Raw genomic sequence first — 13,874 nt, 5'->3', positions numbered from 1 at the left:
GCTTCACCAGTCCCGCTCGTCGAAGTCCTCGAACTGCTTCATGTCGTCATCGTCGTCCGACGGCGGCGGGGCGATCTCGGCCTTGGGCAGGGAGTGCACGTCGAGGTGCGTCTCGGGGCCGATGAGCGTCACCAGCTCCAGAAGATCGTCACGGGCGAAGGCGATGCAGCCGCGGGTCGGGCTCATATCCTGCCGTGCGATATGGAGGAAGATGGCGCTGCCCCATTCGCCTTCGGGCGGGTCGTCGTTGTAGCCGACCACGACCACCAGATCGTACAGCCCGTCCTCGCGCCACATCCGCTCGTGGCTCCATTCGTTGGGAACGTGGACCAGCCGGTTGTAGGCAGGCGAGCGCGGGTCGTCGCACCAGCCGTCGTGCTCGGTGATCGGCCGGGCCGGCAGGCGGACCTTCGGCAGGACCAGCCGGTCGTTGCGGAAATAGATCCGGCGCAGCGGATACGTACCCGCGGGCGTCGCCGCATCACCTTCGACCTTGTCCTCGCGCACGCCGCCCGCGCCCAGCACGCAGCGCCACCGCCGCTCGCCCAGCGATGCCCAGCCCAGCGCCGAATCGGCCGAATCGGCCTGGACGACCAGCGCATCGCTCGAATCATCAGGGTCGGACATTGAATCGGGCTCCTGCCGCCTTCATAAAGGCACCCCTTCGAGGGAGAAAGAGAGATGGCTTACGTTCTTGCGCCGCCCGCCACCGTCGGCATTCCGGTTCACGGCACCCAGGACCAGTTTCCCGTACGGCGCATCTTCTGCGTCGGACGCAACTACGCCGCCCATGCCCGCGAGATGGGCCACGACCCCGACCGCGAGCCGCCCTTCTTCTTCACCAAGCCCGCCGACGCAATCGTGATCTGCGCCGATCCGAAGAAGCCGGCCAAGGTCGCCTATCCACCGGCCACCAAGAACCTCCACCACGAGATGGAGCTGGTGGTGGCGATGAAATCGGGCGGTGCGGACATCCCGGTCGGCAAGGCGCTCGACCATGTCTTCGGCTATGCCTGCGGCCTCGACATGACCCGCCGCGACCTGCAGAACCAGGCCAAGGACATGGGGCGCCCGTGGGACATGGGCAAGGGCTTCGACCAGTCGGCGCCGATGGGCGAGATCTATCCGGCGACGCAGATCGGCCATCCCGCCAAGGGCACGATCCAGCTCGATGTGAACGGCAAGACTCGCCAGAAGTCGGACCTCAATGCGCTGATCTGGAGCGTGCCGGAGACGATCTCCTATCTGTCCGGTCTCGTGACGCTCGCTGCCGGCGACCTGATCTACAGCGGCACGCCCGACGGCGTCGCGGCCGTCGTGAAGGGCGACACGCTCGCAGGCTTCGTCGACGGTTGCGGCACGGTGACCTGCACGCTGGTGTAGCGACTATCGCCGGGACAGCAGCCAGGCGGCACCGCCATGCCCTAGAGCTGCTGCGCGCGGAACGTGTCGCAGCGGTTGATGTCGCCCGTATCGAGACCTCGCTTGAACCAGCGCACACGCTGGGCCGAGGTGCCGTGCGTGAAGCTGTCGGGCACGACCTTGCCCTGCGTTTGCCGCTGCAGGCGGTCGTCGCCGATCGCGGTCGCCGCCGCCAGCGCCTGCTCGACGTCCTTGTCGTCGATCATCTTGCCGCCGCGCTCCTCGTTGGCGTGATTGGCCCACACGCCGGCCAGGCAGTCGGCCTGCAGCTCGACGCGCACCGACATGGCATTGGCGTCGCGCCGGCTCATCCGCTGGCGCAGCTCGTCCACCTTGCCGGTGATGCCGAGCAGGTTCTGCACGTGATGGCCGATCTCGTGGGCGATCACATAGGCCTGCGGAAAATAGCCGGGCGCGTTGAAGCGGCGCGCCAGCTCGTCGAAGAAGCCGAGGTCGAGATACACGCGCTGGTCGGGCGGGCAGTAGAAGGGTCCCATCGCCGACTGGCCCATGCCGCAGGCGGTGCGCGTCGCGTCACGATAGAGCACCAGCCGTGGCTCGCGGTACTGTCGGCCCATCGCCTGGAACTGCTCGTTCCAGACGTCCTCCGTGCTCTTGAGGACGCGGCTCACGAACTGCACTTCCGGATCATCGCCGGTCGACGGACGCGATGCCGTCCGCGTCTGCGGAGGTGGCGCGACATAGCCCGCGCTGCTGTCGAGGCCGGTCAGCAGACTGATCGGGTTGATGCCCAGGATGAGGCAGATCACGACGATCGCGATCAGCCCGAAGCCGCCCTTGAACAGGCCGCCGCCGACCGGAATCGGGATGCCTGGCCCGCCCATTCCGCCGCCGAAGCCGCCACCGCCCAGTCCGCCGCCGAACCCACCGCCTGCGAAGCCGCCGCCTTCGTCGCGGCGATCCTCGATGTTGCTGCTTTCCTCGCCATCCATCTGCATGGCAGCGTCTCCGTCGTCTACCTATATTGGCGACGATGAGTCTCACCGTCGCCACCTGGAACATCAACTCGGTGCGCCTGCGCATCGCCAACGTCGAACGCTTTCTCGAGCTGCGCAAGCCGGATGTGCTCTGCCTGCAGGAGACCAAGTGCCCCGACGACCTCTTTCCTCATCAGGCGTTCGAGGCGCTGGGCTACCGTCACAGGCTGGTCCAAGGCATGAAGTCGTACAACGGCGTCGCGATCCTGTCGAAGATTCCGTTCACGGCGACCAACGTCCACCACCGCTGCGGGAAGGAGGATTGCCGGCATATCGAGGCGGCCCTCGACACCGGCGGCGACCCCATCCTGCTCGACAATCTCTATATCCCGGCCGGCGGCGACATTCCCGATCCTGCAGTGAACGACAAGTTCGCCCACAAGCTCGACTTCTATCGGGAGATGACGCGCTGGTACGCCGACCGCCGGCCCAAAGCCAGGGCGCGCCGCGGCCTGCGCCGCATTGCCGTCGGCGACCTCAACGTGGCACCGCTCGAACACGACGTCTGGAGCCACAAGCAGCTTCTGAAGATCGTGTCCCACACGCCCGTCGAGGTCGAGCTGTTCGGCAAGATGATGGCGGCCATGGACTGGATCGACGTGCCTCGCCGCTTCGTGCCGGAAGAGGAGAAGCTCTATTCCTGGTGGAGCTACCGCAACAACGATTGGCGCAAGTCCAACCGTGGGCGGCGGCTGGACCACATCCTGGCGACGCCGGCGCTGGCCGGTGCGATGCGCAGCCATCATATCGATGTCGAGCTGCGCGACTGGAAGCTCGCCTCCGACCATGTCCCGGTGCTGGCCACGTTCGACGTCTGAAGGGGAGGGAAATGCACATCATCGGCATCCTGCTGATCGGTTTTCTGGTCGGCCTCGTCGCGCGCTGGGTGACGCCGGGACCGCATCCCCATGGCTTGCTGGTCACCGTCGTCGTCGGCATCGTGGGCTCGGTGATCGCCACCTATGGCGGCCAGGCGCTGGGCCTCTATCGCGTCGGTAGGCCCGCAGGTTTCGTCGGCTCGGTGCTGGGCGCTGTCGTTCTGCTGGTGCTCGTCCAGCTCTTTGGCGTCCGCTAGGAAAGTCTGTCGGCAAAATCGACCAACAATGGAAAAGAGTTCTGTCGCGAGGCTGGACGACACCCTCTAGCAAGGCCATGCAACGACGTTGGAGATTCCGCATGATGTCGCGACTGGCTGGGCTCTTGGTGGTGGCGGCCGCATGGGCGATGGCGCATGCCGACCGCGCGCACGCGCAAACGCAGCTCCTCAATGTCTCTTACGACCCGACGCGCGAGCTCTACCGCGAGATCAATCCGCTGTTCGCGGCGGACTGGAAGAAGAAGGCCGGCGGAACGGTCACCATCCGCATGTCCCATGGCGGTTCCGGTGCCCAGGCGCGCGCCGTAATCGCCGGGCTCGATGCGTCGGTCGTGACGCTCGCTCTAGCGGCCGATATCGACGCCATAGCCGAGCGAACGGGCAAGATTCCCGCCGACTGGCAGAAGCGCCTGCCGGACAATTCCTCACCCTACACTTCGACGATCGTCTTCGTCGTACGCAAGGGCAATCCGCGCCAGATCAAGGATTGGGACGATCTCGCCAAACCCGGCGTGCAGGTCGTCACACCCAATCCCAAGACCTCGGGCGGTGCGCGCTGGAACTATCTGGCGGCCTGGGCCTATGCCTCGGAAAGGAATGGTGGCGACGAGACCAGGATCAAGGCCTTCATGGCCGCGCTGTTCAAGAACGTGTCGGTGCTCGACACCGGCGCGCGCGGCGCGACCACCACCTTCGCGCGTCGCGGCATCGGTGACGTCTTGATGGCTTGGGAGAATGAGGCGCATCTCGTCCTCAAGGAGCTGGGGGAGGACAAGTTCGAGATCGTGACACCGTCGCTCTCGATCCTTGCCCAGCCGACCGTGGCTCTGGTAGACGGCAATGTCGACAAGGCGGGAAATCGGAAAGTGGCGCAGGCCTATCTCGACTTCCTCTATATGGCCCCGGCCCAAGCGGCCGTTGCCCGGCATTTCTATCGTCCGGTCAAGCCCGAGTTCGCCACCAAGGCCGATCTCGATCGGCTGCCGCCCCTCAAGCTGGTGACGGTCGACGGCTACTTCGGCGGCTGGAGCAAGGTGCAGGCGGCGCACTTCGCCGACGGCGGCATCTTCGACCAGATCATGGCCGCCGTGCATCGTTGATGGGCCGGTGCCGGTTGGAGTGACGCCTGAATGGGAGCGACGACTGTGCGCTTCAGGGACGCCAGCGCCATGCCCGGATTTGGGCTCACGCTGGGCTACACCCTGTTCTATCTCGGCCTGATCGTGATCCTGCCGCTTTCCGCGCTCGTGCTGGAGGCGGCTGGCCTCGGCCTGAACGGTCTGTGGCAGGTGGCGACCGAACCGCGTGTGCTGGCGGCGCTGCGCATAAGCTTCGGGCTCGCCTTCGTCGCCGCCGCCATCGACTCGGTGTTCGGCCCGCTGATCGCCTGGGTCTTGGCGCGCTACGACTTTCCCGGCCGCAAGGTGCTCGATGCCGCAGTGGACCTGCCGTTCGCGCTGCCGACGGCGGTTGCCGGCATCGCGCTGGCCTCGCTCTACGCGCCGACCGGCTGGCTGGGCGGGCTGTTCGCGACGTTCGGCGTGAAGGTCGCCTTCACGCCGCTCGGCATCCTGATCGCCCTCGTCTTCGTCGGCTTGCCGTTTGCGGTACGCACCGTGCAGCCGCTCGTGGCCGAGATCGATCGCGAGGTCGAGGAAGCCTCGGCGACGCTGGGCGCCAGCCGACGCCAGACGCTCTTGCGCGTCGTCCTGCCGACCTTCGCCCCGGCCATCCTGACCGGCTTCGCGCTCGCCTTCGCACGTGCCGTCAGCGAATACGGCTCGGTGATCTTCATTGCCGGCAATCTGCCCTACATCTCCGAGATCGCCCCGCAGCTCATCGTCATCAAGCTCGAGGAGTTCGACTACGGCGGCGCCACCGGCATAGCGGTGATCATGCTGGCGCTGTCGTTCGCGATCCTGCTGGCGATCAACCTGATCCAGGCCTGGAGCCGGCGACGGCTCGGGGCGTCATGAGGCTGTCATGAACGAGCGCTCGCCGCCGCCGGTCACGACCGAGCCGCCAGCCGCGCGTTTTTGTCTTGTCGTGATCGCCCTGGCGTTCCTGGCCCTGTTTCTGGTGCTGCCGGTCGTCGTCATCTTCGTGGAAGCGTTGCGAAAGGGTCTTGCGGTCTATCTCGCGACCTTCGACGACCACGATGCCCGGGCGGCCATACGGCTCACGCTTCTCGTGGCGGCGATCGCGGTTCCTCTCAACATGGTCTTCGGCGTGGCTGCGTCGTGGGCGATCGCCAAGTTCGACTTCCGCGGCAGGAATCTTCTGATCACGCTGATCGATCTGCCGTTCTCGGTGTCGCCGGTCGTCTCGGGGTTGATCTACGTCCTGCTGTTCGGCGCGCAGGGCCTGTTCGGCCCTTGGCTCGAGGCCCACGGCATCCAGATCCTCTTCGCCTTGCCGGGCATCGTGCTGGCGACCGTGTTCGTCACCTTCCCCTTCGTCGCTCGCGAGCTGATCCCGCTGATGCAGGACCAGGGGAACCTCGACGAGGAGGCCGCGCTCACGCTGGGCGCGCACGGGTTCCGGATGTTCTTCACCGTCACCCTGCCCAATATCATGTGGGCCCTTCTCTACGGGGTCCTTCTCTGCACCGCGCGGGCGATGGGCGAGTTCGGCGCGGTGTCGGTGGTCTCCGGTCATATCCGCGGCGTCACCGACACGATGCCGCTGCATGTGGAGATCCTCTACAACGAGTACAATTTCGTCGCTGCCTTCGCGATGGCGTCGCTGCTCGCGCTGATGGCCGTGGTGACGCTGGCGGCCAAGACGATCCTCGAGATGCGCTATGGCGATGCGCTGGCGCGGACGGCAAGGATCTAGCACATGGACATCCGCATCCTGGGGGTCAGCAAGGAGTTCGGCCGCGTCGGCGCCCTGCGCGGGCTCGACCTCGAGATCAGGAGCGGCGAGCTGATCGCGCTCCTGGGTCCGTCGGGATCCGGCAAGACGACCCTCCTGCGCGTCATCGCCGGCCTCGAATTCCCCAGTGCCGGGCGCGTCTTCTTCGGTACCGACGATGCCACCGGCCTGCCGGTGCAGGAGCGTCAGATCGGCTTCGTCTTCCAGCACTATGCCCTCTTCAAGCACATGACCGTCTTCGAGAATATCGCCTATGGCCTGCGCGTGCGCCGTCGCGGCACGGCGTCGGAGATCGCAAGGCGCGTGCATGAGCTGCTCGATCTCGTGCAGCTGGCGGGCTTCGAAAGAAGACATCCGCGACAGCTGTCGGGCGGCCAGCGGCAACGCGTGGCGCTGGCGCGTGCGCTTGCGGTGGATCCGCGGGTGCTTCTCCTGGACGAACCGTTCGGCGCCCTGGACGCCGGGATTCGCCGCGACCTCAGGCGCTGGCTGCGCGATCTGCAGGGCCGTACGGGCCATACGACGGTATTCGTGACGCACGATCAGGAGGAGGCGCTGGAGCTTGCCGACCGGGTCGCCATCCTGAACGACGGTCGGATCGAGCAGGTGGGCACTGCCGATGACATTTACGACCATCCGGCGACCGCATTCGTCATGTCCTTCGTCGGCGACACGACGTCCATCCCGGTCGATTTCGACGGTCATCGCCCGAGCTTTCAGGGAGTGGGATTCGACACCTGCCTTCTTGGCGCCTATCGCGGACCCGGCCGGTTGTATGTGCGACCCGGCGACATCGACCTGACGGCGCCGCACGCCACGTCGCCTTGCGGCGTCGTGCGCAGCATCCACCGCACAGCGGCGGGCCGGCGCGCCCAGGTCAGTCTCGGGACGGCCGATACGCTGATCGATGTCGAGCTCGACCGCTCGACCGAGATCAAGGCGGGTGCCAAGGTCGGTCTCCGCTTCCGGTGCGGCCGGATCTTCGAGGTGAAGGCCGGTTAGCGCACGAGATAGAGGAAATAGCGGTCCTTCGGCACGCCCGGCGGCTCGGGAAGGCGTTGCCAGCGCGCGACCTCGAGCGCTTGGTTGGCGAGCACATAGCCGCCCGAAGCCGCGAGTTTGTCGAGTGCCGGCCCGAGCCACTTGCCCATGGCGAGGTTCGCCGCGTGATCGCCGGTGCCGAGATCGGTATGGATCAGGGCGGCGCTGGCGCCGAGCAACGCCGCAGCGCGCGGGATGGAATCCTGCGCCTCGCCCAGGAACAGCCGGTCGTCGGGCGGGATGCAGTCGGGATGGGCCGCCACCTTGCGCTCGAAGACATAGATGTCGCGACCGGGAAAGAGCGTGCGCAGATGGTCGTAGGTGCGGCCGTTGCCCAGCCCCACCTCGATCAGGGGACCGGCCACGCGGTCGATCCGGCCCTTGAGAAAGTTGAGGCAATCGCGCTGCGCTTCCATGCGCGCGATGAAGCTGTCGAGTCGGCTCATGAAAGGCGGGCGAAGGAGATTGAAGGATCAGGCTGCCCGGGTGGTCGTCGCTTCGCGCAGTTTCTGATTGGTATCCTCCAGGCGGTGCGCCAGTTCACGCAGCATCGCGATCGCCAACTGAGGAATCTCGCTGACCAGGCGATAGAACATGTCCTTGGAGATCTTGAGCGTCGTGAGCGGCTCGCGCGCCCTGATGGTGGCGGTGCGCGGCACGTCGCCCAGGAGCGCCATGTCGCCCACGAAATTGTCCTTTCTGAGCTCGGCGACGCGGATCTGCCCATTCGGCGTCTCGAGCAGCACGTCGGCGGAACCTCCCAGGATCACGTACATCGCGTCGCCGACATCGCCCTGGTGGAACAGCTCCTGGCCCGCGGCGTAGTTCATGCGCTCACCGGTGAAGGCGATCAGCTTGAGCTTGGCCGGCTCGACCTTGGAAAACAGCGGTATGCCCTTCAGGATCTCGACTTCTTCGTTGAGGTTCATCATACCCTCCCGATTTCCTGCCTGCCTGCGCCCTACGCCGACTGCATGAGCTCGCAATAGAGCCCGCCCTTCGCCTTCAGCTCGGCCGGCGTTCCCTGAACCACGATCTTGCCGGCCTGCATCACCACGACCTGATCGAACGGCTCGGCCTGACTCGGCCGATTGGCAATCCACACCACGCCACGCCCCTCCCTCGCCGACGCCAGGATATTGTCGCGAATGCGATCCTGGGTGCGGCCGTCGAACACCGCGACCGCCTCGTTCACCACCAGGAACTGCGGCCGCTTGATCAGCGCACGCGCAATACCGAGCTTCTGACGCTGGGTCGCCGGCAGGCGCTTGCCCGCCACGCCGACATTGTACTCCAGCCCGACTTCGATCACCGAATCGCGCAGCTTGAGCTCGACCAGGACCTGCGAAATGAGGGCGACGATGCGGGTCTCGGCCTGGGCCTGCCCATAGACCAGGCGGCCGAACAGCACGTTGTCCTGCACCGTGGCGGCGCTGTTGTAGCGCTCGAAATCGTAGAACTCGACGGCGCCCCGCAAGGCGTCCGGCAGGTGCGCGGCGAAGGCACGCCGCGCTGCCAAAAGCCGCTCTTCCATGGCCGCATCGATCAGGCCGAGGCGATGCCGGGCCTCGATATAGCGCAGCGGCAGCGTCATCAGCCTGGGCCGGTCGGCCTCCGGCACCGCGTCGACGCCCTTACCGCCCAGACGTTGCAGCAACAGGCGCACATTGGGCAGTTCGTCGGCGGAGATGAAGCTGTACTGCTCGAACAGCGGATTGTCGGGCGACAGGCCGGAGAACAGCTCGACCATGGTCTCGGCGATCGAGAGGCCCATTCGCAGCAGATCCTGGTCCAGGCCGGCGTCCTTCAGGACCGATTGGACATAGGGCTGGGCCGCAAGATTGTCGCCGTCGAGGCCGCCGCCGACCGGTGTGCCGAACAGGAGGTTCTCCGCCACCGACAGGTTCTTGTTGTACTTGTCGGGGTCGAACTGCTCGATCAGGCCGGCATAGGCCGGGTCCTGCAGTCGGCCATGCAGCGCCTTGCGGGCGGCGAGGATCTTCTCCGCGAGGTCGGGCCTGCGATTGCCGTCGATGGCGCCGCGCAGGCCCAGTGAATAGATCTCCTCGTCGAACTCCACCTGCCTCAGCGTCTCGACCATGCGCGGCAGCAGGTCGGCCGGCCCGGTGGCGCCCGCCAGCTCGTAGTCGATCCAGTCGGCGTTGGGATCGAGCACCGGGTTGCCGGCCCGCTCCGCCTCGCGCCAGAAGGCGCGGCGCGTAACGAGGGTGGCGTCATCGTAGCGGGCGGGCGTGATCGGCCGATGCTTGAGGCCGAACAGCAGGTTGTCGCGCACCGACAGTGGGAAGAGATAGGTTTCCTGGCCGACATAGGCGGCGCGGGCGCCCAGCACCGCCTCGGGAATCCGGAAGAAGTCCCGGCCGTCGATCCTGATCGAGCCGCTGGTCGGCTGGGTGAGGCGCCCCAGCACCTGGCCCAGCACGTCCTTGCCGGAACTCGCCGTGCCGATCACCGCCATCCGCGTCCCGGTCGAGATCGAGAGCGACACGCTGTCGAGCTGCTTCACCCGGCCGTCGTCACTTACAGTGACGCCCGACAGGACGAATTCGTGTCCGAGAGGCGGTGGCGATCCTTCGGGCAGGGCCTGCAGCTCGGCCGGCATCATGTCTTCGGGCTGGAACTGGTCGATCACCTGCTCGTACTTGATCTGCACGTCCTGGCGCTGCTGGTCCCAGTCGATCAGCTCCTTGATCGGCGACGGCAGATCCTTGTAGGCGAGCAGCACGCCGACCACCGCGCCGACGCTCATATGGCCTTCGATGGCGAAGTATCCGCCCAGCAGGTAGATGGCGAACGGTGTCGCCTGCGAGAGGATGTTGTTCCAGAACTTGGCGACGAACTTCTTGTTGTAGAGGTCGAAGCGGATCTTGAAGATATGGCCCAGTCGCTCGGAGATGTCGGCGCGCTCGTAGTTGGCTGCGCCGTGGACGTGGATCTCGCTCACCCCGTCGGCGGTCTCGGCGATGCGTCCGGCCAGCAGGCGGGCAGTGAGCTGGCGCTGGCGGCCGAGCGCCAGCACCGGCTTGCGCAGGCGCGGGATGATGATCATCTGCGCCGCAAGCAGCACGATCACCACGACGCTGAGCAGCAGGTTCTGCATCATGATGAAGGCGATCGCGGTCAGCGCCTGTCCGCCCAGGAACATCGGCTGCACGAAGGCGTCGCCGATGAAGCCGCCCAGCGGCTCGACCTCGTCCTTGATCATGGTTGCGAGCTCGGCCTGCTTGACCTTGCGGAAGTGCGCCGGCGGAAAGCGCAGGATGCGGTCATAGAGCTCGTAGCGCAGCCGGCGCAGCATGCGCTCGCCCATGCGGCCTTTCTGTGTGTTGATGACGCGCTTGAACTGGCCGTTCACGATCACCGCCGCCAGGAACACGAAGCTCATGACCACCAGATACTGGAGCTGGTCGACCGAGAAACCATCGAACAGGCGCAGGTGATGACCACCCAGGAAGCCGGGCAGGGGGATTTCGATCTCGAGCACGCGCACTTCCGCCGCCGCCTTGAAGGCATTGCCGGAAATGCCGTTGTTGACGATCGACTTCGGCACTGTGAGGGAGAGGAAGTAGAAGATCTGCGACAGCACCACGAGGCCGAGGATCACGAGCTGCTCGGACTTGCTGTGCCGCCAGATATAGGAGAACAGACTGCGATGCATTAGACCCCAGACTGCGGCCGTCTTGCATTGACGTATATTCGATCAGACCTTTGATTACATTTGATATTTTTGCATCGAGGCGCGGGAGTCGCGGGTCTCCAAACGTTGTGGCATAGTCCGGTCGAGCCACCGGTCGGGCCAAGCGCAACGGCCACGGGGAGAAAAGCGTCTCATGCCCGCCAGCAGCCGGTCAAAACGTGTGCTGCTCTACAGCCACGATTCCTACGGCCTCGGCCATGTCAGCCGCTGCCGTACCATCGCCAACGCCATCGTCGAGGCCGACAGCTCGATCTCGGTTCTGATCATCTCGGGCTCGCCGGTGATCGGGTCGTACGAGTTCCGCTCCGGCATCGACTTCGTGCGCATTCCCGGCATGGTCAAGCAGATCACCGGCGAGTACGACGCCGCCAACCTGCGGGTCGGTGTCGAGCACACGCTCGAAATCCGCACGCGCATCATACGCGACACCGCGGACATCTACCGGCCCGACCTCTTCATCGTCGACAAGGAACCGCTCGGCCTGCGTGGCGAGGTTGTCCCTGCGCTCGAGCTCCTGAAGAAGTGCGGCACACCGCTGGTCTTCGGCCTGCGCGACGTGGTCGACGACCCCGTGCAGCTCGACGTCGAATGGCGGCGCAAGAACGTCATGCCGGCGCTGCGCGACCTCTACGACGAGATCTGGGCCTATGGCTTGCCGCAGCTGAACAAGCCTCTGGCTGGCCTCGACCTGCCGCCGTCTGTTCGCCACAAGACGGTCTACACCGGCTATCTGCGCCGCGACCTGCCGCTCCACGTCGACCTGCCGCACGAGATCGAGGAGATCGCCGGCCCGTTCATCCTCGTGACCGCGGGCGGCGGCGGCGACGGCGAGGATGTCGTCGACTGGGTGTTGTCGGCCTACGAGGCCGACCCCCACATCCCCTATGGGGCGGTGATCGCCTTCGGGCCGTTCATGCCGGCCACGGTACGTGAGGGTTTCAAGGACCGCGCCGCGAGGTTCGACAACGTCCGCACGCTCACCTTCACCAACAATCTCGGCGCCCTGATGCACCGAGCGGCTGGTGTGGTGGCCATGGGCGGCTACAACACCTTTTGCGAGATCCTGTCGTTCGACAAGCGGGCGATCATCGTGCCGCGCAAGCGGCCGCGCCTGGAGCAGTTCATCCGCGCCCGCGCCGCGCGCAGCCTCGGTCTCGTCGAGATGCTGGACGCGGAGCTGGGACGCGATCCGCGGCGCATGGCGACCGCGCTCCGGCAATTGCCGCAGCAGGGCCTGCCGAGCGATGTGATCGTCCCTGGCCTGCTCGACGGTCTGGGCAATGTCTGGCGGCTCGTGTCGAAGCAGCTCTCCCATCCGCATCGTGGGCCGGCCGCCATAGACGCGCCACCGCCCGACGCCGCGGAGCACGTCGCGTCCGCGCCGAACGGCGTCGCCGCACGCGCCAAGCTATAGAAACATCGGTGTCACATGACGGACGGAAATGACGCGCGCATCGCGGTCGTAGTGAAGTGCTGGCCGCGGCTGTCCGAGACCTTCATCGCCCAGGAAATGACGGGGCTGGAGGCGCGGGGGCTCAAGCTCATCATCTATTCGTTGCGCCTGCCGACCGATCCGGCCGTTCATCCGGCGCATGCTCGCGTCAAGGCGCCGATCGTCTACCTGCCGGAGTATCTCAAGAACGATCCCCTGCGTGTGCTGCGGGCCTGGTGGAAGGTCCGCAAGCTGCCGGGCTATCGCGCCGCCCGGGCGCGCTTCCTGCACGACTTCGTGCGCGATCGCACGCCAAACCGCGCGCGGCGCTTCGGTCAGGCGATGGTGCTGGCGGCGGAAATGCCCCAGGGCATCGAACGCATGTACGCCCACTTTATCCATACGCCCGCCTCCGCGACGCGCTATGCCGCGCTGATGCGCGGCTTGCCCTGGAGCGCCTCGGCCCACGCCAAGGACATCTGGACCAGCCAGGAGTGGGAGCTGCGCACCAAGCTCTGCGACATCGACTGGCTGATCACCTGCACGCGCTTCGCGCTCGGCCGGCTGAAGGAGCTCGTGTCGGATCACAACCGCCTGCGGCTCGTCTATCACGGCCTCGACCTCGCGAACCTGCCCGCGCCGCCGGCCGAACGCCCGCCGCGCGACGGCAGCGATCCGAAGGATCCGGTCGTGATCCTGTCGGTGGGGCGGCGCGTGGCCAAGAAGGGCTACGACGATCTGCTGGCCGCGCTGGCCCGCCTGCCAAAGGACCTCCACTGGCGCTTCGAGCATGTCGGGGCGGGCGTGCTAGGCGATTCCTTCGAGCACATAGCGGAGGAACTCGGCATCGCCGACCGTTGCCTCTGGCATGGCGCACGACCGCAGGCCGAGGTCTTCGCGGCCTACCAGCGCGCCGACATTTTCGTGCTGGCGAGCAAGACGGCCGGCGACGGCGACCGGGAGGGCATGCCCAATGTCCTGCAGGAGGCAGGCTATCAGCGCATGGCGATCGTCTCCACCCGCTCGGCGGCGATCGGCGAGTTCATCGCCGACCAGGAAAACGGCCTGCTGGCCGATCCCGGCTCGCCGGCGCAACTCGCCGTGGCGCTAGAACGGCTGGCGCGTGATCCCGCATTGCGCGTCCGCCTTGGCAGCCGCGCCAACGAGATCGTGCGCACGCGCTTCTCCTACGAGGCGGGTGTCGACTGGATCGCCCGTTCCCTTGTCCAGCCGGCCAACGGCAACCTCGCCCCGCAGATCGAGATTCCCGAGGTCCGGGCCGCGGAGTAG

General features: G+C 66.2%; 14 protein-coding genes. 9 read left to right on the top strand and 5 right to left on the bottom strand.

The genetic code is table 11. The features are described from left to right. Positions 1-3: 3 nt before the first annotated feature. Positions 4-627 (bottom strand): L,D-transpeptidase family protein, encoded by a 624-nt coding sequence (locus OJF58_RS09850; RefSeq protein ID WP_300783884.1) that lies wholly within the window; start codon positions 625-627, stop codon positions 4-6. A 54-nt stretch (positions 628-681) separates the two neighbouring features. Between OJF58_RS09850 and OJF58_RS09845 the strand changes: the two genes are divergently transcribed. Continuing rightward, positions 682-1,383 (top strand): fumarylacetoacetate hydrolase family protein, encoded by a 702-nt coding sequence (locus OJF58_RS09845; protein ID WP_300783883.1) that lies wholly within the window; start codon positions 682-684, stop codon positions 1,381-1,383. A gap of 41 nt (positions 1,384-1,424) precedes the next feature. Here the strand turns inward: OJF58_RS09845 and OJF58_RS09840 are convergent, their stop codons facing one another. Continuing rightward, entirely contained in the window at positions 1,425-2,381 is a 957-nt protein-coding gene (locus OJF58_RS09840; protein WP_300783882.1) for a neutral zinc metallopeptidase, read from the bottom strand. A 35-nt stretch (positions 2,382-2,416) separates the two neighbouring features. Here OJF58_RS09840 and OJF58_RS09835 point away from each other — a divergent pair, with 35 nt between their 5' ends. The 6 genes from OJF58_RS09835 to OJF58_RS09810 all read left to right on the top strand — a co-directional run bounded on the left by OJF58_RS09835 (position 2,417) and on the right by OJF58_RS09810 (position 7,395). Continuing rightward, positions 2,417-3,238 (top strand): exodeoxyribonuclease III, encoded by an 822-nt coding sequence (locus OJF58_RS09835; RefSeq protein WP_300783880.1) that lies wholly within the window; start codon positions 2,417-2,419, stop codon positions 3,236-3,238. Between the two features lie 11 nt (positions 3,239-3,249). Then, positions 3,250-3,495 (top strand): GlsB/YeaQ/YmgE family stress response membrane protein, encoded by a 246-nt coding sequence (locus tag OJF58_RS09830; RefSeq protein ID WP_300783878.1) that lies wholly within the window; start codon positions 3,250-3,252, stop codon positions 3,493-3,495. A 101-nt stretch (positions 3,496-3,596) separates the two neighbouring features. Then, positions 3,597-4,616 (top strand): sulfate ABC transporter substrate-binding protein, encoded by a 1,020-nt coding sequence (locus OJF58_RS09825; RefSeq protein WP_300783877.1) that lies wholly within the window; start codon positions 3,597-3,599, stop codon positions 4,614-4,616. A 30-nt stretch (positions 4,617-4,646) separates the two neighbouring features. Further along, complete coding sequence (gene cysT, locus OJF58_RS09820; protein WP_300783875.1) at positions 4,647-5,492, top strand: sulfate ABC transporter permease subunit CysT; 846 nt, start codon at positions 4,647-4,649, stop codon at positions 5,490-5,492. 7 nt (positions 5,493-5,499) lie between these two features. Beyond that, positions 5,500-6,354, top strand: a complete 855-nt coding sequence (cysW, locus tag OJF58_RS09815) for a sulfate ABC transporter permease subunit CysW (RefSeq protein ID WP_300783874.1) — start codon at positions 5,500-5,502, stop codon at positions 6,352-6,354. A gap of 3 nt (positions 6,355-6,357) precedes the next feature. Next, positions 6,358-7,395: a sulfate/molybdate ABC transporter ATP-binding protein gene (locus tag OJF58_RS09810; protein ID WP_300783872.1), complete on the top strand. Its 1,038-nt coding sequence runs from the start codon at positions 6,358-6,360 to the stop codon at positions 7,393-7,395. Here OJF58_RS09810 and OJF58_RS09805 read toward each other — a convergent pair. Genes OJF58_RS09805 through OJF58_RS09795 form a run of 3 tightly spaced genes read right to left on the bottom strand, consistent with a single transcriptional unit; the run spans position 7,392 to position 11,113 of the window. Next, complete coding sequence (locus tag OJF58_RS09805; protein WP_300783870.1) at positions 7,392-7,880, bottom strand: class I SAM-dependent methyltransferase; 489 nt, start codon at positions 7,878-7,880, stop codon at positions 7,392-7,394. The genes OJF58_RS09810 and OJF58_RS09805 overlap by 4 nt on opposite strands. Positions 7,881-7,907: 27 nt before the next feature. Continuing rightward, positions 7,908-8,363, bottom strand: coding sequence for a cyclic nucleotide-binding domain-containing protein (locus tag OJF58_RS09800; protein WP_300783869.1), 456 nt, complete (start codon positions 8,361-8,363; stop codon positions 7,908-7,910). Positions 8,364-8,395: 32 nt separating this feature from the next. Continuing rightward, positions 8,396-11,113, bottom strand: coding sequence for an ABC transporter ATP-binding protein (locus OJF58_RS09795; RefSeq protein WP_300783868.1), 2,718 nt, complete (start codon positions 11,111-11,113; stop codon positions 8,396-8,398). A gap of 172 nt (positions 11,114-11,285) precedes the next feature. On the opposite strand from OJF58_RS09795, the gene OJF58_RS09790 reads away from it, so the two are divergent. Continuing rightward, positions 11,286-12,566: a glycosyltransferase gene (locus OJF58_RS09790; RefSeq protein ID WP_300783866.1), complete on the top strand. Its 1,281-nt coding sequence runs from the start codon at positions 11,286-11,288 to the stop codon at positions 12,564-12,566. Between the two features lie 15 nt (positions 12,567-12,581). Then, positions 12,582-13,874 (top strand): glycosyltransferase family 4 protein, encoded by a 1,293-nt coding sequence (locus tag OJF58_RS09785; protein WP_300783865.1) that lies wholly within the window; start codon positions 12,582-12,584, stop codon positions 13,872-13,874.

Source organism: Enhydrobacter sp., from assembly GCF_030246845.1.
Classification (GTDB): Bacteria; Pseudomonadota; Alphaproteobacteria; order Reyranellales; family Reyranellaceae; genus Reyranella.
This window is presented reverse-complemented; position numbering and strand designations above follow the sequence as displayed.

What these genes read in the sequence shown, in the direction of transcription:
- OJF58_RS09790 (WP_300783866.1), top strand. Translation starts at nt 11,286, where the DNA reads ATGCCCGCCAGCAGCCGGTCAAAACGTGTGCTGCTCTACAGCCACGAT.
- OJF58_RS09840 (WP_300783882.1), bottom strand. Translation starts at nt 2,381, where the DNA reads ATGCAGATGGATGGCGAGGAAAGCAGCAACATCGAGGATCGCCGCGAC.
- OJF58_RS09825 (WP_300783877.1), top strand. Translation starts at nt 3,597, where the DNA reads ATGATGTCGCGACTGGCTGGGCTCTTGGTGGTGGCGGCCGCATGGGCG.
- cysW (WP_300783874.1), top strand. Translation starts at nt 5,500, where the DNA reads ATGAACGAGCGCTCGCCGCCGCCGGTCACGACCGAGCCGCCAGCCGCG.
- OJF58_RS09805 (WP_300783870.1), bottom strand. Translation starts at nt 7,880, where the DNA reads ATGAGCCGACTCGACAGCTTCATCGCGCGCATGGAAGCGCAGCGCGAT.
- OJF58_RS09800 (WP_300783869.1), bottom strand. Translation starts at nt 8,363, where the DNA reads ATGAACCTCAACGAAGAAGTCGAGATCCTGAAGGGCATACCGCTGTTT.
- OJF58_RS09785 (WP_300783865.1), top strand. Translation starts at nt 12,582, where the DNA reads ATGACGGACGGAAATGACGCGCGCATCGCGGTCGTAGTGAAGTGCTGG.
- OJF58_RS09830 (WP_300783878.1), top strand. Translation starts at nt 3,250, where the DNA reads ATGCACATCATCGGCATCCTGCTGATCGGTTTTCTGGTCGGCCTCGTC.
- OJF58_RS09835 (WP_300783880.1), top strand. Translation starts at nt 2,417, where the DNA reads ATGAGTCTCACCGTCGCCACCTGGAACATCAACTCGGTGCGCCTGCGC.
- OJF58_RS09845 (WP_300783883.1), top strand. Translation starts at nt 682, where the DNA reads ATGGCTTACGTTCTTGCGCCGCCCGCCACCGTCGGCATTCCGGTTCAC.
- OJF58_RS09795 (WP_300783868.1), bottom strand. Translation starts at nt 11,113, where the DNA reads ATGCATCGCAGTCTGTTCTCCTATATCTGGCGGCACAGCAAGTCCGAG.
- cysT (WP_300783875.1), top strand. Translation starts at nt 4,647, where the DNA reads ATGGGAGCGACGACTGTGCGCTTCAGGGACGCCAGCGCCATGCCCGGA.
- OJF58_RS09850 (WP_300783884.1), bottom strand. Translation starts at nt 627, where the DNA reads ATGTCCGACCCTGATGATTCGAGCGATGCGCTGGTCGTCCAGGCCGAT.
- OJF58_RS09810 (WP_300783872.1), top strand. Translation starts at nt 6,358, where the DNA reads ATGGACATCCGCATCCTGGGGGTCAGCAAGGAGTTCGGCCGCGTCGGC.